General features: G+C 70.4%; 25 protein-coding genes. 8 read left to right on the top strand and 17 right to left on the bottom strand.

Annotation, left to right across the window (positions count from 1 at the left end):
- Window positions 1–80: 80 nt before the first annotated feature.
- Window positions 81–245, top strand: a complete 165-nt coding sequence (locus AB0K28_RS00250; protein ID WP_345387796.1) for a hypothetical protein — start codon at window positions 81–83, stop codon at window positions 243–245.
- 77 nt (window positions 246–322) lie between these two features.
- Here the strand turns inward: AB0K28_RS00250 and AB0K28_RS00245 are convergent, their stop codons facing one another.
- From AB0K28_RS00245 to AB0K28_RS00230, 4 genes are all read right to left on the bottom strand, one after another.
- A complete protein-coding gene (locus AB0K28_RS00245; RefSeq protein ID WP_364363177.1) occupies window positions 323–1,582 on the bottom strand; it encodes a cyclopropane-fatty-acyl-phospholipid synthase family protein in 1,260 nt (419 codons plus the stop codon).
- 4 nt (window positions 1,583–1,586) lie between these two features.
- A complete protein-coding gene (locus AB0K28_RS00240; protein ID WP_345409312.1) occupies window positions 1,587–2,936 on the bottom strand; it encodes an FAD-binding oxidoreductase in 1,350 nt (449 codons plus the stop codon).
- 203 nt (window positions 2,937–3,139) lie between these two features.
- The gene (locus tag AB0K28_RS00235; RefSeq protein WP_364363174.1) at window positions 3,140–4,111 is read right to left on the bottom strand and encodes an NAD(P)-dependent oxidoreductase; all 972 of its coding nucleotides are present in this window, start codon (window positions 4,109–4,111) and stop codon (window positions 3,140–3,142) included.
- A complete protein-coding gene (locus AB0K28_RS00230; RefSeq protein WP_364363171.1) occupies window positions 4,108–5,643 on the bottom strand; it encodes a serine/threonine-protein kinase in 1,536 nt (511 codons plus the stop codon). Before AB0K28_RS00230 ends, AB0K28_RS00235 begins: the two co-directional genes overlap by 4 nt.
- A gap of 188 nt (window positions 5,644–5,831) precedes the next feature.
- Here AB0K28_RS00230 and AB0K28_RS00225 point away from each other — a divergent pair, with 188 nt between their 5' ends.
- A complete protein-coding gene (locus AB0K28_RS00225; protein WP_364363168.1) occupies window positions 5,832–6,962 on the top strand; it encodes a CaiB/BaiF CoA-transferase family protein in 1,131 nt (376 codons plus the stop codon).
- Here AB0K28_RS00225 and AB0K28_RS00220 read toward each other — a convergent pair.
- Window positions 6,944–8,167 (bottom strand): FAD-dependent monooxygenase, encoded by a 1,224-nt coding sequence (locus tag AB0K28_RS00220; RefSeq protein ID WP_364363165.1) that lies wholly within the window; start codon window positions 8,165–8,167, stop codon window positions 6,944–6,946. The two genes, AB0K28_RS00225 and AB0K28_RS00220, sit on opposite strands and share 19 nt — an antisense overlap.
- Before the next feature lie 73 nt (window positions 8,168–8,240).
- On the opposite strand from AB0K28_RS00220, the gene AB0K28_RS00215 reads away from it, so the two are divergent.
- Window positions 8,241–8,762 (top strand): helix-turn-helix domain-containing protein, encoded by a 522-nt coding sequence (locus AB0K28_RS00215; protein ID WP_364363162.1) that lies wholly within the window; start codon window positions 8,241–8,243, stop codon window positions 8,760–8,762.
- A gap of 108 nt (window positions 8,763–8,870) precedes the next feature.
- Here AB0K28_RS00215 and AB0K28_RS00210 read toward each other — a convergent pair whose 3' ends face one another.
- The gene (locus tag AB0K28_RS00210) at window positions 8,871–9,323 is read right to left on the bottom strand and encodes a GyrI-like domain-containing protein (RefSeq protein ID WP_345387802.1); all 453 of its coding nucleotides are present in this window, start codon (window positions 9,321–9,323) and stop codon (window positions 8,871–8,873) included.
- 96 nt (window positions 9,324–9,419) lie between these two features.
- Between AB0K28_RS00210 and AB0K28_RS00205 the strand changes: the two genes are divergently transcribed.
- The gene (locus AB0K28_RS00205; protein WP_364363159.1) at window positions 9,420–10,859 is read left to right on the top strand and encodes a GuaB1 family IMP dehydrogenase-related protein; all 1,440 of its coding nucleotides are present in this window, start codon (window positions 9,420–9,422) and stop codon (window positions 10,857–10,859) included.
- 94 nt (window positions 10,860–10,953) lie between these two features.
- On the opposite strand, the gene AB0K28_RS00200 is transcribed toward AB0K28_RS00205, so the two are convergent.
- A complete protein-coding gene (locus tag AB0K28_RS00200) occupies window positions 10,954–11,244 on the bottom strand; it encodes an SDR family NAD(P)-dependent oxidoreductase (RefSeq protein WP_364363156.1) in 291 nt (96 codons plus the stop codon).
- 67 nt (window positions 11,245–11,311) lie between these two features.
- Here AB0K28_RS00200 and AB0K28_RS00195 point away from each other — a divergent pair, with 67 nt between their 5' ends.
- The 3 genes from AB0K28_RS00195 (at window position 11,312) to AB0K28_RS00185 (ending at window position 14,696) form a co-directional block, all read left to right on the top strand.
- Entirely contained in the window at window positions 11,312–11,686 is a 375-nt protein-coding gene (locus AB0K28_RS00195; protein ID WP_345387806.1) for an FKBP-type peptidyl-prolyl cis-trans isomerase, read from the top strand.
- A gap of 219 nt (window positions 11,687–11,905) precedes the next feature.
- On the top strand, window positions 11,906–13,429 hold the full coding sequence (locus AB0K28_RS00190; protein ID WP_364363153.1) for an ATP-dependent DNA ligase: 1,524 nt from the start codon (window positions 11,906–11,908) through the stop codon (window positions 13,427–13,429).
- Window positions 13,430–13,994: 565 nt separating this feature from the next.
- Window positions 13,995–14,696 carry a septal ring lytic transglycosylase RlpA family protein gene (locus AB0K28_RS00185; protein WP_364363150.1) on the top strand — a complete coding sequence of 234 codons (702 nt, stop codon included), beginning with the start codon at window positions 13,995–13,997 and terminating at the stop codon, window positions 14,694–14,696.
- Between the two features lie 265 nt (window positions 14,697–14,961).
- Here the strand turns inward: AB0K28_RS00185 and AB0K28_RS00180 are convergent, their stop codons facing one another.
- Complete coding sequence (locus tag AB0K28_RS00180; RefSeq protein WP_364363147.1) at window positions 14,962–15,558, bottom strand: DUF1707 and DUF4870 domain-containing protein; 597 nt, start codon at window positions 15,556–15,558, stop codon at window positions 14,962–14,964.
- Between the two features lie 137 nt (window positions 15,559–15,695).
- Between AB0K28_RS00180 and AB0K28_RS00175 the strand changes: the two genes are divergently transcribed.
- Window positions 15,696–16,040, top strand: a complete 345-nt coding sequence (locus tag AB0K28_RS00175; RefSeq protein ID WP_345387812.1) for a hypothetical protein — start codon at window positions 15,696–15,698, stop codon at window positions 16,038–16,040.
- A 478-nt stretch (window positions 16,041–16,518) separates the two neighbouring features.
- Here the strand turns inward: AB0K28_RS00175 and AB0K28_RS00170 are convergent, their stop codons facing one another.
- From AB0K28_RS00170 to AB0K28_RS00130, 9 genes are all read right to left on the bottom strand, one after another.
- Window positions 16,519–17,631 carry a DUF4192 domain-containing protein gene (locus AB0K28_RS00170; protein ID WP_364363143.1) on the bottom strand — a complete coding sequence of 371 codons (1,113 nt, stop codon included), beginning with the start codon at window positions 17,629–17,631 and terminating at the stop codon, window positions 16,519–16,521.
- Between the two features lie 896 nt (window positions 17,632–18,527).
- Window positions 18,528–19,298, bottom strand: coding sequence for an EI24 domain-containing protein (locus AB0K28_RS00165; protein ID WP_364363140.1), 771 nt, complete (start codon window positions 19,296–19,298; stop codon window positions 18,528–18,530).
- Window positions 19,299–19,308: 10 nt separating this feature from the next.
- Window positions 19,309–19,890: a nucleoside triphosphate pyrophosphatase gene (locus AB0K28_RS00160; RefSeq protein ID WP_345387816.1), complete on the bottom strand. Its 582-nt coding sequence runs from the start codon at window positions 19,888–19,890 to the stop codon at window positions 19,309–19,311.
- 74 nt (window positions 19,891–19,964) lie between these two features.
- Window positions 19,965–20,399, bottom strand: coding sequence for a calmodulin-binding protein (locus AB0K28_RS00155; protein WP_364363137.1), 435 nt, complete (start codon window positions 20,397–20,399; stop codon window positions 19,965–19,967).
- Window positions 20,400–20,502: 103 nt separating this feature from the next.
- Window positions 20,503–21,102: a DUF937 domain-containing protein gene (locus AB0K28_RS00150; RefSeq protein ID WP_364363134.1), complete on the bottom strand. Its 600-nt coding sequence runs from the start codon at window positions 21,100–21,102 to the stop codon at window positions 20,503–20,505.
- Between the two features lie 71 nt (window positions 21,103–21,173).
- Complete coding sequence (gene ftsH / locus AB0K28_RS00145; RefSeq protein WP_364363131.1) at window positions 21,174–23,162, bottom strand: ATP-dependent zinc metalloprotease FtsH; 1,989 nt, start codon at window positions 23,160–23,162, stop codon at window positions 21,174–21,176.
- Window positions 23,163–23,199: 37 nt separating this feature from the next.
- Window positions 23,200–23,988, bottom strand: coding sequence for a hypothetical protein (locus AB0K28_RS00140; protein WP_364363128.1), 789 nt, complete (start codon window positions 23,986–23,988; stop codon window positions 23,200–23,202).
- A 188-nt stretch (window positions 23,989–24,176) separates the two neighbouring features.
- Window positions 24,177–24,836, bottom strand: a complete 660-nt coding sequence (locus AB0K28_RS00135) for a peptidyl-tRNA hydrolase (protein WP_345387826.1) — start codon at window positions 24,834–24,836, stop codon at window positions 24,177–24,179.
- A complete protein-coding gene (locus tag AB0K28_RS00130; RefSeq protein WP_364363125.1) occupies window positions 24,833–26,101 on the bottom strand; it encodes an MFS transporter in 1,269 nt (422 codons plus the stop codon). Before AB0K28_RS00130 ends, AB0K28_RS00135 begins: the two co-directional genes overlap by 4 nt.
- Between the last annotated feature and the right edge of the window lie 6 nt (window positions 26,102–26,107).

Below are 26,107 nucleotides of genomic sequence, written 5' to 3'. Positions count from 1 at the left end.
GGGTAACCGCTTGCCCCAGCGCCGAGGGTAGCCATACGGTCACTTTAAGCAGTTGGGGGACAACGAAGGAGAACGAGCACGTGGGCAGGCACGCGAAGCCCCACAATCCGAAGGAGCAGCCGCAGGAGACGCAGGAGGACGCCCAGAACGAGCATCCTCCGAGCCGGGGACGGCACGCGAAGCACACGAAGGACAGGCACCGCTGCACGGCGACGACGGGCGAGCAGGCCGCCGTCTCCTCCTGACGTCACGGGGACACGCCACGGCTCCCGGGCCTTTGAAGGCTCGGGAGCCGTGTCATGAACCGAATCAGCGCCGGCTGTCAGGGCCAGTCGCGCGACGGGCGCAGCGGCATGCCGGAGCGGCCGTTCTCGTCGAGCTTGACGCCGAGCACCTGGTGCAGCTGCACCTTGTTGCGCTCGAAGCCCACGATGCAGCCGGCCATGTAGAGGGCCCACACGCGGGCGGTGCCCATGCCGACCTCCTCGACCGCGGACTCCCAGTTGTCGTCGAGGTTGTCGCACCAGTGGCGCAGCGTCTTGGCGTAGTGCTCGCGCAGGTTCTCTTGGTGGCGGATCTCGAAGCCGAGGTCCTCCATCTGCCTGATGAGCCAGCCCACCGACTCGAGCTCACCGTCGGGGAAGACGTAGCGGTTGATGAAGCCGCCCTTGTTGAACGTCTTCTCCTTGCCGGTCGGCCGGGTGATGCAGTGGTTGAGCAGACGGCCGCCGGTCTTGAGCTTGCTGTAGAGGAACTCGAAGTAGCCGGGCACGTTGGCCTTGCCGATGTGCTCGGTCAGGCCGATCGAGCTGACCGCGTCGAAGCCCGACTCCTTGACGTCGCGGTAGTCCATGAAGCGGACCTCGGCGAGGTCCTGCAGCCCGGCGTCGGCGATGGCCTTCTGGGCCCACTCGGCCTGCTGGCGGCTCAGCGTGACGCCGAGCCCCTTGACGCCGTAGTGCTTGGCGGCGTGCATGACCATGCCGCCCCAGCCGCAGCCGACGTCGAGCAGCCGCATGCCGGGCTGGAGCCCGAGCTTGCGCGCCACCAGGTCGAACTTCGCGAACTGGGCCTCTTCGAGCGAGGAGTCCTCGCTGGGGAAGCAGGCGCAGGTGTAGGCCATCGACGGGCCCAGCACCCACTCGTAGAAGCGGTTGGAGACGTCGTAGTGGTGGTGGATGGCCTCCGCGTCACGCTGCTTGGCGTGCCGCGAGCCGAGCTTGGCCAGCGCGCTCTGGCGCATCTCCTGCGGGGGCGGCGGCACCCGCATGAGCAGCGGCTTGACGCCCAGCGACTTGACGGCGGCGATCTTCTCGGACGTCGTCAGGTCGTTGGTCGTGATGTTCCACATCCGGTCCAGCAGCGTGTACATGTCGCCGTGGACGTCGAGGTGTCCCGAGATGTACGCCCGGGCCAGGCCCAGCTCGCCCGGTGCGTGGGCCAGGTGCGCGACCGCGATCGGGGACTTGACCTCGAGGGCCAGGTCGGCGCCGTCGGGCCCCGCCTTGCTGCCGTCGTAGGCCATGAACGCGATGTTCGCATCGGAGCCGACGATCTTTTCAAAGATGGATGCCAGAGCCATCAACTCACCTTCCCCGTACACACTTTTCGTACAGGTCGAGCAGGCGTCCGTTGGGGTCGTATTCCTGCTTGACCGGCCAATAGGCATCGCCGTTGTAGAGCTGCCAGAACTGCTCACGCACGTAGAACGAGGTCGAGTAGAGCGACTTGTGGCCGTCGAGATCGTGTACGGAACGCTCGATGAGCCGGTTGTAGTAACCGTCGAACTGGCCGCGCGGCAGCGGCACCATTCCCCAGAATCCGAAGTTGACGTAGAGCTTGCCCGGCTCGAGCGGGTAGAGCGGCCACCGTGTCTCTGCGCGCAGCGGGCACATCCACACCGGAGTCATGCCCACCTTCTCGTGGAAGAACTCCAGGAATTCGGCCCCGCGCTCGACGGGCGTCTCGACATCCTGGATGACCGATTCGCTCACGGGCTGGCCGCGCCACCGGTCGACGCGGGCGGTCAGGCCGTATTTCCGGTCGAGCGCGACCAGGCGGCGGTAGACGTCGGAGCGCATCCAGCGGCGCGGCATGAGCGAGCGCACGACCGGCTGCTGCACGCCGAACGCCCGCGAGCACCAGAACCAGTCGGTGTCCCAGCGCCACAGGTAGTCGCGGATGGTCAGCCAGTCGCGGCTGCGCTGCTGGATCGACTGGTAGTAGATCCGCATGCCGGTGTAGTCGGAGACGTAGGGGGCGCGTTCGGCGAAGCGGCCGAGCGTGATGTACATCTCGCCGGGGCCGAAGAAGACGCCGTCGACGAAGTCGACGCTCTCGCCCTCGTGCACCATGGTGTCGCAGATCTCCTGCATGGCCAGCATGCACTTGCCCGCGTCGGTGAACTTGACGTGGGTCAGGTGCACGTACGGCTGGACCTTGCGCAGCTTGATGCGGATGCGCAGCGCGTAGCCCAGCGTCCCGTAGGAGTTGGGGAAGGCGCGGAACAGCTCGTGGTGCTCGTTGTCGTCGCGGGCCACGATGACGCGGCCGTCGCCGGTGAGGATCTCGAGCTCCTCGACCGACTCGTGCGGCAGGCCGTCCCTGAAGCTGGTGGACTCGATGCCGAGCCCGGTCACGGCGCCGCCCAGCGTGATGGTCTTGAGCTGCGGCACGACGTACGGCATGAGCCCGTACGGCAGCGTGGCGTCCACGAGGTGCTCGTAGGTCGTCATGCCCTGCACCTCGGCGGTCATCGTCTCGGGATCGACGCTGATGACCTCGTCGAGATCGCGGGCCGACAGCTTGGCCGTCTTGGCGCCGTCGCGGAACCTGAACAGGTTGGACGTGGCCTTGGACAGCCGGGGAGCGGCGTCACCCGGGATCTCGGCGTAGGACTGCCGGATCTGCTCTACTGCCCGTCGGTGTGTCGACATCGTCGTCGTCACGGCCCCTCCTCCGTCGGTGCCGTGACCGCCCGGTGCCCCTCGGGCACGCGTCGCTCGTTCACGTAGCACCCCCTTGAGCTGGTAGAGATCGTCCGTAGCACGTTATCTCCATGCGACCGAACGGAACAGACCGGGGTCGTTAAAGACACGAAAACTGTTCATCGTGCCAGGTCGATCGCCTATTTGGTAGGTTATTGGGCAAACTTCCGGGAGATCACCGGTTCGACACCGTTCAGCACACCGTCCACCTCGCGGCCCTCGACGGCGGCGGCGAGGTTGTCGAGGGTGACGGTGAGCAGCCGCCCGGTCGATTCGGCGGTGACGCCGGCGACGTGCGGCGAGAGCAGCACGTTCGGCAGGTCGCGCAGCGGATCGCCGGCCGGCAGCGGCTCGACGTCGAACACGTCGAGCGCGGCGCCCCCGAGCCGGCCCTCGCTCAGCGCGGCCACCAGCGCCTTCTGGTCGACCACGCCGCCCCGCGCGCCGTTGACCAGCAGCGCGCCCTGCTTCATGCGGCCGGGGTCGACGAGGCCGCGGGTCTGCGCGGACAGCGCGATGACGACGACCACGACGTCGGAGGTGGACACGAGCGTGTCGAGGTCGGTGAAGCCGGGATCGGAGCGCGGCGTGCGGGTCCAGTAGGACACCTCGCAGCCGAGCGCGCGGAACATCTCGGCGCAGCCAGCGCCGATCGGGCCGTAGCCGACCACGCCGACCCGGCGGCCGCGCAGCTCGTGGGGCTGCAGGCTCTGCTGCGGCCATTCGCCCGCGCGTACGGCCGCGTCGGCCGCGGCCAGTTTGCGCAGCAGCGCCAGCGTGGCGGCCAGGCACCACTCGGCGACCGCCACGGCGCTGACGCCCGGCGTGTTGGCCAGCGGCACCCCGGCCGCGGCCAGCGCGTCGAGGTCATGGCCGTCGACGCCGACCGACGGCTGCTGCACGAACGCCAGCCGGGGCGCGGCCCTGACCGCCTCGGCGTCCATGACGAGCGCGCCCGTCCAGTCGCCGAGCACGATCTCCGCGTCGGGCAGCGCCGCGAGCAGCCCCGCGCGGTCGCGCGAGCCGGGCACCCTGACGGTCACCCGGTCGCCGAGCGGCGCCAGCAGGCCGCGCACGAACTCTTCGGGAAGGGGCGGCAGGGCCAGCAGGTTCCAGGAGGTCATGCCCCCACAGTAAAGCTGCCGATCACCTGTCGCATCAGTGCTCTGTTACGCAGCCACTGCTCCTCGGCGACCGTCCATGACAGCACGTACGCGGCCTCGTCCGTGGCCACGGCCCGGCGGATCTCGTGGTAGCGGGCGCCCGGTCGTACCCAGGGGGCGTCGTTGTCCTGCCCCGCGATCCAGGTGAACTCCCACTCCACGGCCTTGACGCCCTTGTGGTTGACCATGCGCTGCCCCCGGTTGACCACCGTGCGGGCGTTCTGCCGGAACGTCTCCTGCGAGTCGCGCATGAGCTGGTGGGGGTCGAGCTGCCCGTAGACGGCCTCCACGCCGAGGTGGGCGTTGCGGTCGCGGCGCGTCCACTCGGTGTACGCCTCGCCGAGCGCGCCCCGCCAGCCGGTCGGCCGCAGGATCGCCCAGCCGTCACGGGACTTCCACACCCGCACCAGCGGCGCCCGCCTGGTCGCGCTGGGCGTGGGGGTCGGCGTCGCGCTCGGCGTCGCCGTGGGCGTGGCCGTCGGGGTGATGGGCTTGGTCGCGGCGGCCGGCTGCGCGGTCGCGCGGGGCGTGCCCTCGGCGGGCGAGGCCGTCCTGAAGTACGCGACCGCGCCGCCCGTCAGCACCAGCACCACCGTGGCCGCGGCGGCGAGCAGGGCCCGGCCTGGACCCTGGCCCTTGCGCTCGGGCGGGTCGAGGTCCGTGGCCGCCGGCTTGGCCGCGATGATGGCGGCGAGCAGCCGGTCGGCCTCCTCGGCGTCCACCCGGTCCTGGGGCTCCTTCCGCAGCAGGCCCTTCAGGATCGGATGCATGACCGGCGGGATGCGGCGGTAGTCGGGCTCCTCGCTGAGCAGCGCGTTGAGCGTGGCCATGGGGTCGCCGCGCTCGAACGGCGAGCGGCCGACCATGCAGGCGTACAGCGTGGCGCCCAGCGACCACAGGTCGGAGGCGGGGCCCGCGTTCTCGGCGCGCACCCGCTCGGGGGCGAGGAAGCTCGGCGAGCCCGTCACCATGCCGGTGCTGGTCAGCGAGACGTCGCCCTCGACGGTCGCGATGCCGAAGTCCATCAGCACCGCGCGGCCGTCGTCGGCCAGCAGGATGTTGCTGGGCTTGACGTCGCGGTGCAGGATGCCGGCCTCGTGGGCGGCCCGCAGCGCCGACAGCACCTGCCGGCCGAGATCGGCCGCCTCGCGCACCGGCAGCGCGCCCGTGGTGAGCACGACCTGCTCCACCGACGGGTGACTGACCAGCTCCATCACGATCCAGGGCCGGCCGCCCTCCTCGACGACGTCGTAGATCGCGACGACGGAGGGGTGGTTGAGCCTGGCCGCCGTACGGGCCTCGCGGGCGGTCCGCAGGAGCTGGCGCTCTTTGTCGCCCGGCGACAGGTTGTCGGGCAGCAGCACTTCTTTGATGGCCACCTGCCGGTTGAGCAGTGTGTCGCGGCCTTCCCAGACCACGCCCATCCCGCCGCGGCCCAGTTCGCGCAGCAACTGGTAGCGCCCTGCGATGAGCCGGTTGCTCTCCGAAACCATGTCCTACCCCTGTAGCGGCGCACGTGCGCCTGCTGCAGACGACCGCCGTACGGCCGCCTGTAGACCACCCGAACAGTGGGCAAGTTTCCCATACCTGCCCGGACTTCGCGGGAAGGTCGGCAAGGCCGCTTGCACGAGATCACCGAATGTTGTTCTACTTGGGCGGGATCCCTACCGAGGAGAAGCCGATGCCCGAGACTAGCCGAGGTCCGCTGTCCGGCGTGCGCGTGCTGGAGCTCGCCGGGCTCGCGCCCGGGCCGTTCGCCGGGATGATGCTCGCCGACCATGGCGCCGACGTGCTGCGCGTCGACCGGGTCGGCGCCGTGCGCGACGCTCCCCGCAGGGACGTCATGGACCGCGGCAAGCACACGATCGGGCTCGACCTCAAGTCGCCCGAGGGCGTGGCCGCGTTCAAGGAGCTGGTCGCGAACGCCGACGTGGTGATCGAGGTGTTCCGGCCCGGAGTGGCGGAACGGCTCGGCATCGGGCCCGACGACCTGCACGCCGTCAACGAGCGGCTCGTCTACGGCCGGATGACCGGCTGGGGGCAGGACGGGCCGCTCGCCCCGACCGCCGGGCACGACATCGACTACATCGCGATCTCCGGCGTGCTGTCGACGCTCGGCCGCGCCGGCGACAAGCCGACCCCGCCGATCAACATCCTCGGCGACTTCGCCGGCGGCGGCCTCATGCTGGCCTACGGCGTGCTGCTGGCCCTGTACGAGCGCGAGCGCACCGGCAGGGGCCGGGTGATCGACGCGGCCATGGTGGACGGCTCCGCCACCCTGTTCGCGATGTTCTACCAGGCCGTCCAGAGCGGCGGCTGGGGGCCGCGCGGCACCAACCTGCTCGACACCGGGGCGCCGCAGTACGACACGTATGAGACCGCCGACGGCCGATATGTCGCCGTGGGGGCCTTGGAGCCGAAGTTCTGGGCCGAGCTGCTGCGCCTCATGGGCCTCGACGGCGACCCCGATCTCCCCGACAGGAACGACCCCGCCCAGTGGCCCGCGCTCCGGGCCCGGCTGGCCGGGGTGTTCCGCACGCGCACGCGCGCCGAGTGGGAGGAGATCTTCGACGGGTCCGACGCCTGCGTCTCGCCGGTGCTGTCCATGGGCGAGGCCGCCACGCATCCGCACAACGTGGCGCGCGGCTCGTTCGTCGAGGTCGGCGGCGTCACCCAGCCCGCACCCGCCCCGCGCCTGCTCGGCACCCCGCCTCCCGACCTCTCCCCCGCCACCCGGCTGGAGGACCTGTCGGACTGGGGCCTGTCCGCCGAACAGGCGGCCAAGCTCCGCGATCAGGGGGTGCTCGCCTGACCTTCTGCGGGCGCGTACTCCTTGAGCGCGACCGACTCGTGCAGCCGCGCGCTCTTGCCGCCCAGCTTGGCCGCGGCCCTCGTGACGGCCGTGGGCAGCAGGTTGATGAGGTTCGCGGCGCGGGCGAGCGTCCACAGGTCGAAGCGGCCGGCCGGGACCAGCCGCTTGGCCGCGCCGACGGCGAACGTGCGGCTCTGGAGCACGTAGGGGGCGATCTCGGCCTCGTACGCGGGGTAGGCCCGCGTGTGGTCGCCGCCGTGCGCGGCCAGCTCCCCCGCCAGCACGTACGCCCCCACGACGGCCAGGCTGGTGCTGCCCCCGACGGCCGGCCCCGGGCAGTAGCCGGCGTCGCCCACGAGCGTCACCCGCCCGCGTGACCAGGTGTCGAGGCGCAGCTGGGTGATCGAGTCGAAGTAGAAGGCGGGCGCGCGCTCCGCCTCGTCCAGCAGCCGCGGCACCTCCCATCCCGCGCCGGCGAAGCGGGCCCGCAGCAGCTCCTTCTGCCGGGCGAGGTCCCGGTGGTGGTAGTCGAGCGGCTCCGGCGTCCTGAACAGGAACACCGCCCGCGCGTCCGGCATGCGCGCGGCGCCGTACACGGCGGCCATCCTGCCCACGCCCGCGAGGCCCTCCATACGCCCGTCGAGCCCCAGGTAGTTGGGGATCGAGGCGACGGCCAGGTAGGCGCCGATCCAGCTCGTGCAGCGCTCCTCGGGGCCGAAGACGAGGCGGCGCACGTTGGAGTGCAGGCCGTCGGCGCCGATCACCAGGTCGTACCTGGCCGGCCTGCCGCGCTCGAACGTCACCTCGCCGCTGTCGGAGATCGCGGTGATGGAGTCGCCGAAGACGTACTCGGTGTCGTGGCGGGTGGCGTCGTAGAAGATCTCGCCGAGGTCGTCGCGCATGATCTCGACGTGCCGGTCGGAGAAGGCGCCCATGACGCGGCCGACCTGCACGTCGACCGGGCGCCCGCCGCCCTCGACGTGCATGGTGAGCCGTTCCGTGCCGGTCTTGGCTGCGACCACCCGCTCCAGCACGCCCATCCGTTCCACGATCTCCATGGCGGGCCTGAACAGGTCGACCGCGTGACCGCCCGCCTTGCGCAGCGCGGGCGCGCGCTCGACGACCGTCACGTCGAAACCATGACGGACCAGCCAGTACGCGAGGACGGGCCCCGCAATGCCGGCCCCCGAGATGAGAACCCTCATGACGCCTCCTTACCTATCGTTAAGTAAGGAGGCTAGCATCTGACTTAACGGTAGGTAAGGGTAATCTTGGGTCATGCCCAGTGACACCAAGGCGCGCATCCAGGCGGTGGCCCGCGAACTGTTCGTCGAGCAGGGCGTCCAGAACACCAGCCTGCGCCAGATCTCCGAACGCCTGGGCATCACCAAGCCCGCGCTCTACTACCACTTCTCCTCACGCGACGACCTGGTCCGCAGCATCGTGGCGCCGATGATCGAGGACATGGAGCGGTTCGTCCGCGACCGGGCGCCTGGGCTCCAGCCGCGCGAGCTGCTCGACGCCTACTTCGCGATGGTCTGGCGGCACCGCGACGTGATCGTGATGATGGTCCGCGAACTGGCCACGCTCGGCCAGCTCGACCTGGGCACGCGCATGTTCGAATGGCGGCGCGAGCTGATCGTCATGCTCATGGGGGCGGACCTCACGCAAGTCCAGCACATCAGGGCGACGGTGGCGCTGGGCGGGCTGTCGGACTGCGCGGTCGAATACGCGCACCTGCCCCTGGAGGAGGTCAAGCCGGCGGCCGTCGAAGCGGCGGCCGCCGTGCTCGGTCTCTGATCAGGCGCTTACTGATCAAGCGTGCTCGGTTCCTGATCAGACGGTCCCTGATCAGGCGTGCTCGGTCTCTGATCAGACGGTCCCTGATCAGACGTGCTCGGTCTCTGATCAGACGGCGAGGTACAGATCCACGCCGTCGGGGTGATGCACCTCCAGATCCGTGGTGAAGGCGCGTGCCGGGGTGCCGCCCGACTCGGTGTGCTTCCACACCTGCTGCCAGGTGTCGATCAGCGCCTGCGGCATCTGGCCGCGTACTTCGAGCTTCATCGCCGGCCCGGCCGGCACCCGCACCGCCACCATGCCCTCCGGCACGCGCGGCACCGTGCGCACGCCCGTGCCGACGATCTGCGTGAAGGCTCCGTGGTGGTCGCTCTCGTAGTCGGTGAGCACCGCGTAGAGGTTCTCATCGACGCGGCCGGGCACGTGGGCGAAAGCGCCCGGCGCGCCCGCCCGCTGCCACAGCCCCGGTAGTTTCGCGCGAGCCGGATCCATCTCGTCGGCATTGGTCGTGCGGACGACGAAGCCGACGACGATCAGCTCGGCCCTTTCCGTGACGTTCACAGACCCTCCCTCCCCCAAAAGTGTCCGCGCCGATCATAAGGCCCCCGGAAAGGGGGAAATCCCTAGTTGACCTGTCAGCACATAAGATGGATGAACGTGAGATTTCTCAATGACCTCGAGCCCCATTACGACCTGACCTATAGCGACGTGTTCATGGTGCCGTCGCGTTCTGCGGTCGGTTCGCGGCTCGCAGTCAACCTCTCGACGAACGACGGCACGGGCACCACCATTCCTGTCGTCGTGGCCAACATGACCGCGGTCGCCGGCCGGCGCATGGCCGAGACCGTGGCACGGCGGGGCGGCATCGTCGTCATCCCGCAGGACATTCCGCTCGACGTCGTCGCCAACGTCGTCGACTGGGTCAAGAAGCGCGACCTCGTCCACGACACCCCGCTCACCCTGACCCCGCACGAGACCGTCGGCGAGGCCCTGCAGCTGCTGCCCAAGCGCGCCCACAACGCGGTCATCGTGGTCGACTGGGAGAACCGTCCCGTCGGCGTCGTGACCGAGGCCGACTGCCAGGGCGTCGACATGTTCACCCAGCTGTCCCAGGTCATGTCGAGCGAGCTGCTCACGCTGCCCGCCGGGCTCGACCCGCGCACCGCCTTCGAGCGGCTGCATGAGGGCCGTCACCGCCTCGCGCCCATCGTGGACGAGGACGGGCGCCTGGTCGGCATCCTCACCCGTACGGGCGCGCTGCGCGCCACCCTCTACCAGCCGGCCGTCGACGCCCAGAACCGGCTGCGCATCGCCGCCGCCGTCGGCGTCAACGGCGACGTGGCCGCCAGGGCCAAAGAGCTCCTCGAAGCGGGCATCGACTGCCTGGTCGTCGACACCGCGCACGGCCACCAGGACAAGATGGTCGCCGCCCTGCGCGCCGTCAAAGCGCTCGACCCCGGCGTGCCGGTCGCGGCGGGCAACGTGGTCACCGCCGGCGGCGTGCGCGACCTGGTCGAGGCCGGGGCCGACATCCTCAAGGTCGGCGTCGGGCCCGGCGCCATGTGCACCACCCGGATGATGACCGGCGTCGGACGTCCCCAGTTCTCCGCCGTGCTCGAATGCTCCGCCGAGGCGCGCCGGCTCGGGCGGCACGTCTGGGCCGACGGCGGTGTCCGGCATCCCCGTGACGTGGCGCTCGCCCTGGCCGCCGGGGCCTCGAACGTGATGATCGGATCCTGGTTCGCGGGCACCTACGAGTCGCCCGGCGACACCCATACCGATGCGAACGGGCGCAAGTACAAGGAGAACTTCGGCATGGCCTCCGCCCGTGCCGTCCGGCTGCGGACCGCGGACGACTCGGCGTTCGAGCGGGCCAGGAAGGCGCTGTTCGAGGAGGGGATCTCGACGTCACGCATGTACCTCGACCCCAAGCGGCCGAGCGTCGAGGACCAGATCGACGCCATCGTGGCCGGGCTCCGGTCGGCCTGCACCTATGCGGGGGCGGCGAACCTGGAGGAGTTCCACGAGCAGGCCGTCGTGGGGATCCAGAGCACGTCGGGCTACGCGGAAGGCATGCCCCTGCACCAGAGCTGGTGACCCTTCGGGACCGCTGAGCCACCTGGCCCCCCAGCGATCGCCTCGGTCCGAGCAACGCCCTCTTCTCCCTGTGGGGCGGCCACCAGCGGTGTCGTCAGGGTGTGCGACGCCAGCCGCCGGCGTTGTTGACCAGGATGTCGACGCGGCCCCAGCGTTCGCGTACGGCCTCGGTGAAGACCGCGACGCCGGACTGGTCGCGTACGTCGAGGGTCATCGACGGCGACCAGCCGTCACAGGCGGGCGGCTTGTCCCGATCGCAGACCGCCACATGAGCCCCGAAAACCGCGAACGCCTCCGCGATCGCCCGCCCGATCCCCCGCGCCGCGCCCGTGACGACGGCCACGCGGCCGGTGAGCAGGAACGCGTCGGGCGAAAGGGCGGCCATGAACGACGACGATATCCCGACGGCATAGAGTCGTCGGGTCCGTTAACAACCAAACAGGAGCTCATTCGTGGCACTCGAGAAGCCCGAGATCGACTTCCCGGGGGGCAACCCGCCCGCCGACCTCGAGATCGAGGACATCACCGTCGGCGACGGCCCGGAGGCCAAGTCCGGCCAGCAGGTACAGGTCCACTACGTGGGCGTGTCGTTCTCGTCCGGGGAGGAGTTCGACGCGTCGTGGAACCGCGGCCAGCCGTTCGAGTTCCCGCTGGGCGCCGGTCGCGTCATCGGCGGCTGGGACAAGGGCGTCGTGGGCATGAAGGTGGGCGGCCGGCGCAAGCTCGTCATCCCGCCGCACCTCGGCTATGGCACCCGCGGCGCCCCGCCCCGCATCAAGCCGAACGAAACGCTCATCTTCGTCGTCGATCTGCTGGCCGTGAACTAACGGCGGTTTGAGCCGGGGCGCCGACAAAAGGACGCCCCGGCCCCTCCCCGCCCAGGCGCCCGCCCCGCGCGGCCATCCCGCCTCCTCTGACCACCTCCCGCCCCCGAGTCGGGACGGGGAATCGCCCATCCCGCGCCGTTCGCCCGCTTTACCGACACACTCTGCAGATATGCCGATATCAGGTGGGGAAATGTCGCCCCCGTGAGGCACCATAGGCGTGTGCTTCTGATCGACGTGGTCCGGGTTTCCGAGGCGGTGACGCGCACGTCCGCCCGGCTGGGCAAGATCGGCCATCTGGCGGAGCTTCTGGGCCGGGTGGGCCCGGACGAGGCGGAGATCGCCATCTCCTACCTGTCGGGCGAGCTGCCCCAGCGCCAGGTGGGGGTGGGCTGGCGCACGCTGGAGGACGTCCCGCAGCCTAAGCTGGCCGCCACGGCCACGCTTACATCGGTCGACGAGCTGCTGAGCCGCATCAAGGCCGTCTCGGGCCAAGGCTCGCAGGCGGCACGCAAGGCGCTGGTGGCCGAGCTGTTCGCGGGCCTGACGAGTCAGGAGCAGCAGTTCATGCGCCGGCTGCTGTTCGGCGAGCTGCGCCAGGGGGCACTCGACGGCGTCATGATCGAGGCGGTGGCCAAGGCGTCGGGTGCGCCGTCGGCCGACGTACGCCGGGCGCTGACCCTGCGCGGCTCACTGCCCGCCGTCGGGGCGGCGGCGCTGACCGGCGGGGTGGACGCGCTGCGCGCGTTCCGGCTGGAGGTGGGGCGGGCGGTCGCGCCGATGCTGGCGGGCAGCGCCCAGAACGTCGCCGCCGCGCTCGACAAGGCGGGCACCCCGGCCGCGCTGGAGTGGAAGCTCGACGGCATACGCGTGCAGGCCCACCGTTCCGGCGAGGAGGTGCGGGTCTTCACCCGTACGCTCGACGACATCACACCCCAGGTGCCCGAGCTGGTCGAGGAGGTGCTGGAGATGCCGTCCGGCGACCTCGTCCTCGACGGCGAGGTCATCGCCCTGCGGCCCGACGGCCGCCCGCACCCGTTCCAGGTGACCGCCGCCCGCGTCTCCACCAAGACGAACGTCGAGCGGTTGCGCGAGCAGACGCCGCTGAGCGCGTTCTTCTTCGACGCCCTGCGCGTCGACGGCGCCGACCTGCTCGACCTGCCCTATTCGCAACGCCAGGAGGCCCTGGCCCGTACGGTTCCGCCCGCCCTGCTCACCCCGCGCCTGGTGACGGGTGACGTGGCGGAGGCGGAGAAGTTCTTCACGGACGTGGTCAAGGCGGGCCACGAGGGCCTGGTGGTCAAGTCACTCACCTCGCCCTATGCGGCCGGCCGGCGCGGGGCGGGCTGGATCAAGGTCAAGCCCCGCCACACGCTCGACCTGGTGGTCCTGGCCGCCGAGTGGGGCCACGGCCGCCGCGAGGGCAAGCTCTCCAACCTTCACCTGGGAGCCCGCGACCCGGAGGGCGGGTTCGTGATGCTCGGCAAGACGTTCAAGGGCCTCACGGACGAACTGCTGGCCTGGCAGACCGAACGCTTCCTGGAGCTCGCCGATGGCCCCACCGACACGTGGACCGTCCGCCTGCGCCCCGAACTGGTCGTGGAGATCGCCTTCGACGGCGTCCAGCGCTCACCCCGCTACCCGGGCGGCATGGCCCTCCGCTTCGCCCGCGTCCTCCGCTACCGCCCGGACAAACGAGTCGAGGACGCCGACACCGTCGACACCGTACGCTCCCTGATGCTCTAACCCGCCCACCCTCGCCGGCACCCCCACGGCCGCGTCGAGCACCCCCGAACGCGGCACACCCTTCACCCGCGCGCTTCACACACTCGCGGATACCCGGCGAGCGCAGCACAGCCGCCCCACCAGCGAATCAACCACGCCCGCCGGCCACCTGCGGGAGGGCCCGCTCGGCGAACCTGGCACCCACCGGCGTCACACGCGTCCTCATAGACCTCACCGTGATGGTGGTCCCGCCGCCTCGCGGAAGATCCCCCACCCGAGATCGCCTTTGGCACGACGCTGACCCTCGTGAGATAAGTCACGGAACGTCCCATTAGGTTGCCTTTACCTGCACTTTGTCGCATATCTTCGTCCAGTCCGCGCGGATCCCCAGCCCCGCCGACGGATCGGCCGCCGTATGCCCCCACCCCCTGCCGGCCCGGCCTTTGCCTCCCTCATCCCCTATCCAGGACCGTGGTTTACCTTGGGCCAGCATTCCCGCAAGCCGTCCCCGCAGCCTCGAAAGCCGTCCCCGCAGACCCGCAAGCTCTCCCCGAGCCGGCGCCGCTGGGCCGCCCTCGCAGCCAGCGTGGCCGTAGCGGCAGCCGCCTCGACCACCGCGTGGGCCACTAGGGGCAACGACGACTCCCCCAGGCCGGCAGCGGCCCTCACCCCGCCCTCGCCCGCCGCGAAGACCACGCGTTCACCCGAGCCCACCTCCGCGCGAACCGCTGAGAAGCCACCGGCGTCCGCCACCCAGCCGAAGCCCACCACCTCAGCCGGCAGCACCCCAACCCACCGGAACTCCCCGAACCACCCGGGGACGGCAGCCTCCGCAAAGCCCACGACCACCTCGCCGGCCCAGGCGGAGGGACCATCCTCCACGGACCGCCACTCCTCGGCCGACCAGGACAGCTCCACCGGCGACCGATCCTCTTCCGCCGAGCAGCAGTCCAAGAGCCGCACGACCAAGTCGAAGCCCGCCAAGCCGAAGCTCCGTGTCCTCTCCTCCGGCACCTGCGGCGCCTCCTACTACGGCGAACCCCAGATGACGGCCAGCGGCGAACGCTTCAACCCCAACGCGATGACCGCCGCCCACAAGACCCTCCCCCTGGGCAGCCGGGTCCGCGTCACGAACCCGAGGACCGGCGAGTCGGTGACGGTCCGCATCAACGACCGGGGCCCGTACATCGGGGGCCGCTGCCTGGACCTGTCCACAGCCGCCTTCGCCGCCATCGGCAACACCAGCGCCGGCGTCATGCGCGTCAGGTACGAGGTCCTCGTCCGCTGACCCGCGCCGCGCCGCGCCGCCACCCGACCCCCGCACACCCCCGCCGCTTGGCCTCGCAAGCGCTCGGCACAACCCACCCCCCGGGGCGATCGACGTCACCGCAGGCGCTTGAGCAGCGCATTCATCTCAATGCACCCCCGCACTCAAAATGGGGACGCAGGCCCGCCACATCTCATACCACGCAAAAGCCTCACGCCCCGCCGAGGCGCTGAACCCCGGCGGGTATAACAATTCGAAAACGACGCGCACGGCCAGTACGGCCCGATCACTTCACCAGACGAAGCGTCAGCGGATAACGGAAATCCCCCTCCGTCAGCGCCGAGATGCCACCGACCACGGAAAGCACGACTGCCGCGACCCAGATGAACGGCACGAGCACGATCCCGACGAAGGTAAGCGGCAGCAATACGGTGGTCCCGACCACGGTGATCTGGAAATTGAGCGCTTCGAGGGCGTGTTTGCGCATGTAAGGCGACGTTTTCGCGCCGGTGAGCAGCAGGAGCAGCGGACCGACGATCGGGAACCCGATGAGCGGCACCAGATGGGCGATCGCGCCGCCGAGGCGTTCGTTGCTCTCAGCCGGCGCCTCCTGGCGCACCGGTGCCGACGGCACGGAAGCGAGCTGAGGCACCGCGTTCGCACCGTAGAGCTCGTTCATGATGGGCACGAGGTCGCCGTGCGTACGCGCGGTCATCGCACGTTCCAAACGGTCGTCGAACTCGAGCTTGTCGAATCGTCCCTCCGCGTAAGCGGCTTTGACGTGCTCGACGACGTGTTCGCGGTCCTGGTTGGTGACGCGCAGATGAGCTGGCGGCACCTCGCCCGGCCCGGGGGTTTTCGGTACCCCAGCCATAATCGCCATGCCTCTCCCTCAGAGAATCGAGCTGACACCTCACATACTGCGTCGCCCCCAACCGATGGGGCCATCGGGAGAATCCCGGATACGTCCCCGAGATCTTCCCCGACGCGCGCGGGCTCGAGACGGTATAAAAAGGATTCATGAGATGGCGAGACCGCTACGGCATTCGTCGACTGCGCGGCCGCAAGATCGCGAAGTTCGACCGAGAGGCGACCGACGCCGACATCGAGGCGCTCATCGCCTTTGCCCGTTCGCGGCGAGGCGTCGAGTTCTACGTCGAACCTGAGACTTTCGCCACCGACACGACCGCCGTGGCGGTGGCCGACGACGGCGAGTGGACCAGGCGCAGGGTCGGCTCCCCCGCCGTGATCCACAAGGTCGCCCGCGATCTCGCCTTGCCGGTGTACGACGTGCAGCTGACCGGCTACCCGCCGCGCATGCGCGCCTACAACGAACGCCGCAAGCGAGAAGAAGGCTCCCTCTGACCCCTTCCCGCTCGGGCACCGCCCCTGGCCCCACCATGCCCGAACGGGAAAGACAAGACCCCAGCCGAGCACAGCGACCTCAACCGGCGGCCACGGACCCCAACCTCAGGGTTGCGAGCTCAAGGACGGTACGAACTCGACCCCGGCGGCACAGCCCCCACACAGAGCTGCAAAGTCCACGCTGAGGCGCGAACTCCACGTGGGGGATGCCGGACTCCACGCTGAGGCGCGACGTCCACGTTGGGGTGTCGGACTCCACGTTAAGGCGCGACGTTCACGCTGAGGCGCGACGTCCACGCTAGGCGCGAACCCCACCTTGGAGACCCGCACTCGCATCTCGGCGACCCTAACTTCGTATTCAGGTGGGTGGCATGGGCTCCGGTTGTGTGTCGCGGGGTGGGTCTGCGTTGAGGGGTTCTTGCTGTGCCACGCGCACGCAGCCAGGCTGAGAAGGGTCCGGGGCCGGCCGATAGTGGACCTATTCCAGGGTGGGGTGCAGGTCTTCTTCGTCGAGAAGGTTGATCAAGGGGAGGAGCCAGGCGGGGTTGGCGCGGCCCATGGTGGCGTCCAGTTCTTCAGGGGTGGGGAGGCGGCCCCGGAGGATGGACGGGGAGAGCAGGTTTTGGAGGGCGTGCATGAGGAGGTTGGCCATCGAGTAGCCGGGGTCGGTCGTCAGGGCGCGTTCGAGGGCGACCGTGGCCTGGACGCTGTCGCCCGAGCGCCAGGCGGCCATGGCCAGCAGGGACGCGACCGGGGGCACGAAGCGCGGCTCCAGGCGGCGGGTCAGGTCCTTCCAGAGCGCCGCGTGGGATTCGTGCATGAGGGTCCACGCCTCGTCGCGGACTCTCATGACCGTCAGTGCCATGCCGAGTTTCGCCGCCTCCACGTCGTCGAGGCGGCCGCCTTCGATGTGGGTCTCCAGCGCCGATCGGACTCTGGCCAGGCCGTCGGCGACGAAGTGCCGGGCGAAGGTGTCGAGGTCGGGGGCGGCCATGAGGTCCGCTCTGAAGGCGGCGATCGCCTCGGACGTGGCCCGCCGCATCGCCATCCGTACGGGACCCGTCACGGGGGCGACGGTGCGTTCGAGGGCTTCGCGGTTGGGGAGGGCCACCAGGCCGTGTACGGTCGCCTCGGCCGCTATCGGGCTTGTGGAGAGGTCGTAGGGAGTGCCTTCGGCGGGGCAGCAGGTGGCCACGTTGCAGATGTAGGACCAGTAGCGGCCCTCATGGGCTCGCAGCGCCTCCCCTACCTGGATGCCGGTCGTCAGGGCGAGCGTCCTCGCCTCATCGACCGCCGGCGTGACCAGGTCGCCGGGACCGTAGCCGACGATCACGACGTCCGTGATGCCCTCGCGGTCAATGAGAGGGGTCATGGCGTCGAGGGTGCCGGGCGGGAAGGGCAGGCCCCACCTGGCCACCATCTTGGCTCGGCCTTCGGCCAGACCCACGACGACGAGGCTCGCGGTGGGATGAAAGCCGACCAGGTAGGGGACGGCTGCCAGGACGTCGGTGGGACTGGTGAGGGTCAGGCAGGGCTCGGACGAGAACTCGAAGGGGTCCAATACACCGGACTCCGACCTGTCGGCGTCCAACCTGTCGGCACTCCACGCAGCAGCGTCCAAGACATCGGCACTGCGGGCACCGACTTGCGGGCCGTCGGCATTCGAGGCGTCGCCCCACGCAACGTCGGTACGCGCGGCGGTAACTCCCGAAGCATCGGTGGGCACGGCAGAGGTCCCCGAGGCATCCGCCCTCAGGGTAGAGGTTGCTGCGGGCTCGAACCTTGAGGTCTTGGGGGTAGAAGCGCCCGGGACTGAGGCGGTCGGCGCCACTGCGGGGCCGAACCGCGGGGTCTCGGAGGTTGAAGCGCTGGGGTCTGAGCTGCCAGGACCTGACGTACCGGGACGTGAGGTGCCAGGACCTGAGGCGCGGGGATTTGGCGCGGCGGATTGTGACATGCCGGTGGTGGGAGCGTCGCTGATGGCGCTTGCACCGAACGGCGCCTGAGGTCCGATGAGCGAGTGCGCGGAGTCGGGGACGACGGGCTGGCGAGGTGCGGGGACGAACGGTGGGCCGGGGGTGAAGGGGGAACGGGAGGTGGGGCGGGGCGAGCGGTTGGTCGTCATGGGTCCATAGGGTGGCGGGCGCGGAGGGGCTCCCGGGCAGCCGAAGGCGGTTCTGTGGATGATGGGCTCAACGCGGGATTGGCTGTGGACAACCCGCAGGCCAAGGCTCTCAGTATGTGAAGCGATCACAGCCACAGACCGCCACAGTCGCAAAAAGCAAAAGCAGACGCAGAAGCAAATTCAAAGCCAGGCCGGCCCGCCAGAGGCGGCCCGGCCCCAAGTCGTCTGGCCCGAGACATCGGGGGCACCGGGGGTCGTGAAGCCTCCCCCGGCCGTCGAGCCGGCGCATCCCGAGGTTGCCGAGCCGTGAGGTGATCGCAAGCGTGGCAAGGGCCAGGACGCGGGCAGGGCCGCGAGATGTGTCAGGGGGCAGGGCTGGGTGGGTTCGGGGTGGGAGTGGGCGGGGTGGGGGCCAGGCGGGTGCGTACGAGCAATGCCGCGCCCGCCACCGCTGCCGGCATCGCGACGATGGCGACGAAGGGCACCAGGAACAGCAGGAAGACCGCCACCCCGAAGCCCAGCGCGCTGGACTTGTTCGCTCGGAGCAGGGCGAAGCGGTCCTTGCGGACCATGCCGCGGCGTTCCATGGCGAGGGTGGTGAGCTCGACGGTGAGGAAGAAGCCGGACACCAGGGCGCCCACGACCGGCACCACGGTCTGTCCGATCACGGGTACGAAGCCCAGGAAGAACAGCGGGATCGTGAAGAGCAGCACGTAGAGCAGGGTCACCAGGCTGTCGCGGATGGAGCGCGGCAGCGTACGCCACCACGGCTGGTCGTCGTCCGTCTCCAGCGGGTCCACCTCGCCCGACAGCCGCTCGTAGAACGGGTCGCCGATGGCCAGCGTCAGCGCCGTGAACGTGATCACCGCCACCGCCAGCCCTCCGAGGACCAGCGCGACGGCCACCACCGTACGGAACGCCTCGCGCCAGCTCCACGTGTCGGCGAAGGGGGTGAGGAACGCGGCCAGGTCGGAGGCGTTGGTCCCCAGGAAGATCAGGGCGACCACGTAGACCGCGAACGCGATCAGCGCGGGGATGAGCCCGAACAGCCACCACCGGCCGTTCCTGGCGACCCACCCGAGTCCTTGGAAGAAGAAGCCCACGCCGCCGGTGAAGTCACGCAGTGCTCGCATGTCCGGCAGGCTAGCGCCAGAACGACGTGATCGAGTAGCCGAGTTCGGCGAACAGGTCGCGCAGCAGCGGCAGGGAGACGCCGAGCACGTTGCCGTGGTCGCCCTCGATGCTCTCGACGAACCAGCCGCCGCGCCCCTCGATGCTGAACGCCCCGGCCAGGCTGAGCGGCTCGTCGGTGGCGACGTAGGCGGCGATCTCGTCCTCGGACGGCTGACCGAACCGGATCACCGTGGTGCCGGTCTCGGCGGCCTGGCGACCGGCGGCGACGTCGATGACGCAGTGACCGGTGACGAGCCGGCCGGTGCGGCCGCGCATGAGGCGCCAGCGCTCGATGGCCTCCTCGCGGCTGGCCGGCTTGCCGTAAGGGCGGCCGTCGAGCTCGAGGATCGAGTCGCAGCCGATGACCAGCCCCTCTTCGAGCCCGCTCGCCACGGCCTCCGCCTTCGCCTTGGCCAGCACCAGGCTGAGCGCGGCGGGTGAGTAGGCGGAGTAGGAGTCCTCGTCGACGCCGCTGACGATCACTTTCGGGTCGAGGCCCGCGCTGCGCAGGAGTGCCAGGCGGGTGGAGGAGGCTGAGGCGAGAACGATCACCACATCAGGGTACCGGTCACCGGGCAGCCTCCTTGACACCCCCGGCCCTCGATGTCAAGGAGGCACCACCGGGGCTACGAGGGACGGACCTCGTCGACCAGGCGGGAGCTCCAGGGGCACCAGTGGGCCCCTGGCAGGAAGGCGCCGCCGGCCTCGTCCAGGTGATCCTCGAGGTAGGTGATGGTGGAGTCGCAGACCTCGATCGCGTATTCGAAGAAGCCGATCGTGTCGGGGTCGAGGTGGTAACTCCACGAGTGGTTGTAGGGGGCTGGATACTTGCGGATCCGGCCCATGACGTGGATCTGCTGGGTCTCCGCGCCGCTGAGGATGCGGCGGGCGTGGGCGATCTTGTCCGCGTCGCGGAGCTGGATGGTGAAGCGGTGGTGACCGTAGCCGTCGGTGAAGCGGAAGTACGCCTCTCCTGCCGCGTGAGCGGGGGTGGCCGTGGTGAGGCCCAGCATCGTGATCGCCACCACCAGGGCGATGATCTTGTTGAGGGTACGTGGCAAGGGGAACCTCCAGTGAACAGGGTCACGCTCTGCGACCCCCATCACTGAGAGTAATTGAACGATCACATACAGTTAAGAAACAGTTACCTGGCCGCCGCGCCAGTCACCAGTCGGCGTTGGACGTGCTCCCCGGCGTCACTTCCCGTTCCGTCCGGTACGGCGAGAACGCCCCCGGCTGCCGCGGCACGTTCCCCCCGAGGATGTCCCCCAGCAGCCCGTCGACCACGTCCCCCAGCTCGGCCGGCACAGCCGCCTGCTCCCCGTCGAGGTCGTCGGCGAGGGTGGCGGCGTCCATGCCGCGCTCGGTGGCCCGGTTCGCGAGCAGGGACATGATCATGGGGGCGATCAGGGGCATCAGCTTCATGATCGCCGAGGAGCCGACCCCGGCGAGCCTGGCGAGGGTGGTGGCGGCCTGCTCGGTGCCCTGGGCGCCGAGCACGTGCCCGAGAATGCTGTGCCCGTCGCGGGTCAGCGAGGCCACGTCGCCGTTGAAGGGGTCGGCGTCCATGTGGTCGTCGAGCGCCCCGCGCAGGGCGTCGGCGCCGTCCGGGTGGGCGGCGTTGCGGGCCAGGCCGCCCACGATCGTCGCGGACACGGCTTCGATGACGTGGCGTGCCGTGAGCTGATCGGTGCCGAGCATCCCGGCTATCTGCTCCAGCCCTGGGGCTCCGAGTCCGGCGAGAAGCTCGTCATTAAGTGTCACGACGGTCCCCCGATCCACACGTGTCTCGGGAGACGTTCCCGAGCAGGACTCGAAGCAACGTCCGGAATGTCCTAATTCTTGGGAAAGGACCCGCCCTCCACGGCGGCCGAGCGGTGCACCTCGGCCGGCGGGCGCTGCGTCACGGCGGGCGGCTGGCCCTCGGTGGACCGCGGCAGCCCGGCCGCGGCGTACGCCCCGGCCTCGTCCAGCGTCTCGTGCTCCAGCAGCGCCGCCACGATGGCGTCGAGCTTGTCGCGGTTGTCGCTGAGCACCTGAACAGCGCGCTCGTAGCATTCGTCCACGATCCGCCGCGCCTCCTCGTCCACCATGGCGAGCGTGACGGGCGAGGCCTGCGGCTGCTGGCCGTCGTTGGGCAGGATGGTCAGCGGACCGACCTTCTCCGACATGCCCCACCGGCCCACCATGCCGCGGGCGATCATGGTGACCTGCTCCAGGTCGTTCTCGGCGCCGGTGGTGATGACGCCGAACACCACCTGCTCGGCCGCCATGCCCCCGAGCGCGCCGGTGATGCGCCCGCGCAGATATTGCTCGTCGTAGGCGTAGCGGTCGGAGTCGGGGGTGGAGAGGGTGACGCCGAGCGCCCGGCCACGCGGGATGATGGAGATCTTCCTGACCGGGTCGGCCCCGGGCTGGAGCATGCCGAGCAGCGCGTGACCGGCCTCGTGGAAGGCGGTGCGGGTGCGCTCCTCCTCCGGCATGACGATGCTGCGGGCCGCGCCGAGCTGCAGCTTCTCCAGCGCGTCGGCGAAGTCGGCCATGGTGACCTTCTCGCGCCCTCGCTTGGCCGCGAGAAGGGCGGCCTCGTTGACCAGGTTGGCGAGGTCGGCGCCGGTCATGCCGGGCGTGGTCTTGGCGATCTGGTCGAGGCTGATCTCGCCCTCGAGCGGCACGCCGCGCGTGTGGACGGCCAGGATCGCGGCGCGGCCGGCCGCGTCGGGCAGGCCCACCTGCACCGTACGGTCGAAGCGCCCTGGACGCAGCAGCGCCGGGTCGAGGATCTCGGGACGGTTGGTGGCCCCGATGACGATCACACCTTCGGCGCCGGAGAAGCCGTCCATCTCGGTGAGGATCTGGTTGAGCGTCTGCTCGCGCTCGTCGTGGCCGCCGATGCCACCGGCGCCGCCCCTGGCGCGGCCGATGGCGTCGATCTCGTCGATGAACACGATGGACGGCGCCACCTTGCGCGCCTCCTCGAACAGGTCGCGCACCCGCGAGGCGCCCACGCCGACGATCATCTCGATGAACTCGGAGGCGCTGGCGGAGAAGTAGGGCACCTTGGCCTCACCGGCGACCGCCCTGGCCAGCAGCGTCTTGCCGGTGCCGGGAGGGCCGGCGAGCAGCACGCCCTTGGGCAGCTTGGCGCCAAGCCTGCGGTATTTGCCGGGGTCCTTGAGATAGTCGACGATCTCGACGAGCTCGTTCTCGACCTCGTCGATGCCCGCGACGTCCTCGAACGTGACCCGCACCTGCCCGGCGTCGACGGGCTTGGCCGCCTTCGACTTGCCGAGCCCGCCCAGGCCGCCGCCCATCATGCTGGCGCCGCGCCGCATGATCCAGATCCACAGACCGGCCAGCAGCAGCACGGGCAGCAGCGACAGCAGCAGGTTGGAGAAGAAGCCGCGGGTGATGGGCTTGGAGGTGATCACGACCTGGCCGGTGGCCAGCTGCTGGTCGAGCTGGTCGGTGTTGGCGAAGGCCGGGATCTCGGTGGCGAAGCGGGTGTAGGAGGAGCCGCCGTCGGGGTTCTTCGCCGGCGACCTCAGGTCGCCCTCGACCGACAGGCCCTGGGCGTAGATGTCCTTGACGTTCTTCGCGTTCACCTGGTTGGTGAACTCGGTGTAGGAGATCGTCTCGACCGAACCGCTGTCGACGAACGACGACACGACGAAGAAGCCCGCGTAGACGACGAGCAGGGTGACGATGAACCGCCACCAGTTGATCTTGGGCCGGCCTCCGGGCGTGCCTGGCAGGCCCTCCGAACGCCAGGGCGGCTTGCCCTTGCCCTTGTCCGGAGCCTGCGGCGGTCCAGAGCGTTCCACGGCGTCACTCCCCAACATCGCCGCTTTCATGATCTTTCTAGCCTAGAACACGCACCCCTGAGGCCACGCGGCCGATGTCACGCCACTGCTTGCGCTGTGAGTCCGGCACTGTGACGAACGCAAGTCCCGGCTTGCTCATTCCCCCGTCGAGCACGACGACGGCCGCGCGGGAGGTGCGCTTGCCGTACGTGACGCGGTAGACGAGCATCCAGCCGCGCTTGACCGGCTGGGAGGCCAGCCAGGTGATGCGGGAGCCCTCCGGGTGGTGGTTGAGCGTCCAGCGGGCGGCCAGCAGCGCCGTGTCGCGCGCGGACTTCTGCTCCATGATCGGCAGCGGGCACGTGACGAAGATGCCGCGCGGCGCGGTGCCGCGCTGCCTGGGCAGCACCTGCTTGGTGGTGAACGGCGCCGCCCCGTACGCCTTCCACGGCCGCGGCAGCCGGGGCACCGCGAGCCCCGAGCGCCGGTCCTTGACGAAGCGGCGGCCCGGAGAGCGCAGGGCCATGCGCTTGACGGAGCGGGTGAGCTTGGGCACGCGCGGGTCGGCGTACAGGGCCTCCATGGCGGTGTAGCCGGGCGCGAGCGATCCGCCGGGACGGGGCGTCACCTGGTGCTGTGCCGCCACGGGGGTGGGTGCGGCGGTGGGCGGGGCGGTGGGAGCGGGCGGGGAGGAAGGTGCGGAGCCGGACGAGGACGGTGCGGCCGGCGGCGCGGTTACCGGCCCCGCCGCGACCTCGTCCGGCTCTGCCGGGAGCACCACGGCCAGCGTCGCGGCCGCGGCCACGACGGCGGCGGCCACGGCCAGCCCCCGGTACACCACCCGCATCCGAATATCACCGATGCGGGAGCGTTTGGGGGGAGATGTCGGGGTCCCGCGACGCGCGGGCGTAATCACTTGGGAACCGTTGATCTCATCTTCCCCATGGAGCACGACGGGAGCGTACGACATATCCCGGCATGGCGTCCCTGAAGCTACCGAAGTGCAATCTTGGAACCCCCGGAACGGCGTCCCAGTCAGGGGCGGGCGACCCGCCCGGCGAGCCAGGGCGCGTCCGCCACGAACGTGCACGATCCAGGCTCGATCTCCGTGAACCCCGCGTCACGCACCACGGGCAGCCCCGCCCCGACCATCGACGAGAAGCCGGAGGAACCGTCCGCCGTGCGCACGGTCACCGCGAGCCCCCGCTCCCGCCAGGCCGCCCGCTCACCGGCGTCGCTGGCCCACCAGGCGAGCTGCGCGGCGTGCCCGGCCTGCGCCATGGCCTTGCCGGCGGACATCTCCAGCGCCGGGTTCTCCCACAGCGTCGGCGGCTCGGCGGGGCCGGGCGCGGCGGTGTCGGTCAGGTCGGTGCCGGAGACCTGGAGCCTGGCCAGGTCGCGCGGCCAGTCGTCGAGGGGCACGGGCGGGTGGACGCGCACTTCGGCGCTGCGGTGCTCGATCGTCCGGCCGGGCAGCGCGACGGCCCTGCGCCACTCGGCGCCCCTGGCCCGGCGCACCACCTTGCGGATCTTCCCGGTGGACTGCCAGGCGTGCAGCTCGGCGGCCCACTCACCGGGGTCGGCCAGCAGGCTCAGCACGGCCATGGCGGCGGCCTCCAGGGCGTCGGTGCGCTCGGGAGGCGTGGCCCGCTCGATGCGGACGACCAGCGGCAGGACGTACAGCTCGGCGTTCATCGCCCTCTAGCATGCCCGATGGCCAGGGACATGCCGGCGGCGAGGAGGCACAGGGCGCCTGCGGCGTACCAGGCGAGGTCGTAGGCGCCCAGGTGGTCGCGGGTCAGTCCGGCGCCGACGGCGGCGATGGCGGCGCCCACCTGGTGCGAGCCGAACACCCAGCCGAACACCACGGCGCCGTCCGCCCCGTAGATGCGCCGGCACAGGGCGACGGTCGGCGGCACGGTCGCCACCCAGTCCAGCCCATAGAAGACGATGAAGATGAGCATGCTGGGCTCGGTCGTGGCCGCGAACAGGCCGGGCAGCACCATCAGCGACAGGCCGCGCAGCGCGTAGTAGACGCCGAGCAGCACCTTGGGGTCGATCCTGTCGCTGAGCCAGCCGGAGGCGACGGTGCCGACGATGTCGAAGATGCCGATGACGGCGAGCAGGCCCGCGGCGACGGGCTCGGCCATGCCGTGATCGTGCGCGGCGGGGATGAAGTGGGTGCCGACCAGGCCGTTCGTACTGGCGCCGCAGATCGCGAAGCCGCCGGCGAGGAACCAGAACGGGCGCGTCCGCGCCGCGGCCGCGAGCACGGAGACGGCGCGCAGGGCCGCGTTGGCGGTGGCGGGCGGCGCGGGTCGCGGGGCGGCGGGGTCCGCGCCGAGCGCGGTGGTGCCGACGTCCTCGGGACGGTCGCGCAGCAGCCACCACACGAACGGCACCACGAGCAGGGCCGCCCCCGCCACGGTCAGCGAGGCGAAGCGCCAGCCGGGACCCTCGGCGAGCCAGGCGAGCACGGGAAGGAAGACGAGCTGCCCGGTCGCGCCCGCAGCGGTGAGTATGCCGGTGACCAGCCCGCGGTGGCGGACGAACCAGCGGTCCACGACCGTCGCGGCGAACACCAGCGCCATCGACCCCGTGCCGAGGCCGACCAGCACGCCCCAGAACAGCAGGAGCTGCCACGTCGCCGTCATGAACACGGTCAGCCCGCTGCCCGCGGCGATCAGCACCAGGGCGGCGGCGACCACGCGGCGCATGCCGAAGCGGTCCATGAGGGCGGCGGCGAACGGGGCCATCAGCCCGTAGAGCACCAGGTTGATCGAGACGGCCAGCGAGATCGTGCCCGCCGACCAGCCGAACTCCTCCTGCAGCGGTGTGATCAGCACGCCGGGCGTGGCGCGGAAGCCGGCGGCCCCGAGGATGGCCACGAACGCGACGGCCGCGACGAACCAGGCCCGGTGCAACCGCCGGCCGCTCGCGGGGGTGGTGCTCACAGTCATGCGCAC

Origin of the sequence: Nonomuraea sp. NPDC049504, from assembly GCF_040676845.1 — a bacterium.
GTDB classification, from domain to species: Bacteria; Actinomycetota; Actinomycetes; order Streptosporangiales; family Streptosporangiaceae; genus Nonomuraea; species Nonomuraea salmonea.
The sequence above is the reverse complement of the archived record's forward strand: the minus strand, read 5'-3'. Positions and strand labels throughout refer to the sequence as shown.

Coding starts and splice junctions, on each gene's coding strand:
- AB0K28_RS00130 (WP_364363125.1), bottom strand. CDS start 26,101: ATGACTGTGAGCACCACCCCCGCGAGCGGCCGGCGGTTGCACCGGGCC.
- AB0K28_RS00215 (WP_364363162.1), top strand. CDS start 8,241: ATGCCCAGTGACACCAAGGCGCGCATCCAGGCGGTGGCCCGCGAACTG.
- AB0K28_RS00135 (WP_345387826.1), bottom strand. CDS start 24,836: ATGAACGCCGAGCTGTACGTCCTGCCGCTGGTCGTCCGCATCGAGCGG.
- AB0K28_RS00235 (WP_364363174.1), bottom strand. CDS start 4,111: ATGACCTCCTGGAACCTGCTGGCCCTGCCGCCCCTTCCCGAAGAGTTC.
- AB0K28_RS00165 (WP_364363140.1), bottom strand. CDS start 19,298: ATGCGAGCACTGCGTGACTTCACCGGCGGCGTGGGCTTCTTCTTCCAA.
- AB0K28_RS00200 (WP_364363156.1), bottom strand. CDS start 11,244: ATGGCCGCCCTTTCGCCCGACGCGTTCCTGCTCACCGGCCGCGTGGCC.
- AB0K28_RS00240 (WP_345409312.1), bottom strand. CDS start 2,936: ATGTCGACACACCGACGGGCAGTAGAGCAGATCCGGCAGTCCTACGCC.
- AB0K28_RS00140 (WP_364363128.1), bottom strand. CDS start 23,988: ATGCGGGTGGTGTACCGGGGGCTGGCCGTGGCCGCCGCCGTCGTGGCC.
- AB0K28_RS00175 (WP_345387812.1), top strand. CDS start 15,696: ATGAGATGGCGAGACCGCTACGGCATTCGTCGACTGCGCGGCCGCAAG.
- AB0K28_RS00180 (WP_364363147.1), bottom strand. CDS start 15,558: ATGGCGATTATGGCTGGGGTACCGAAAACCCCCGGGCCGGGCGAGGTG.
- AB0K28_RS00230 (WP_364363171.1), bottom strand. CDS start 5,643: ATGGTTTCGGAGAGCAACCGGCTCATCGCAGGGCGCTACCAGTTGCTG.
- AB0K28_RS00220 (WP_364363165.1), bottom strand. CDS start 8,167: ATGAGGGTTCTCATCTCGGGGGCCGGCATTGCGGGGCCCGTCCTCGCG.
- AB0K28_RS00225 (WP_364363168.1), top strand. CDS start 5,832: ATGCCCGAGACTAGCCGAGGTCCGCTGTCCGGCGTGCGCGTGCTGGAG.
- AB0K28_RS00245 (WP_364363177.1), bottom strand. CDS start 1,582: ATGGCTCTGGCATCCATCTTTGAAAAGATCGTCGGCTCCGATGCGAAC.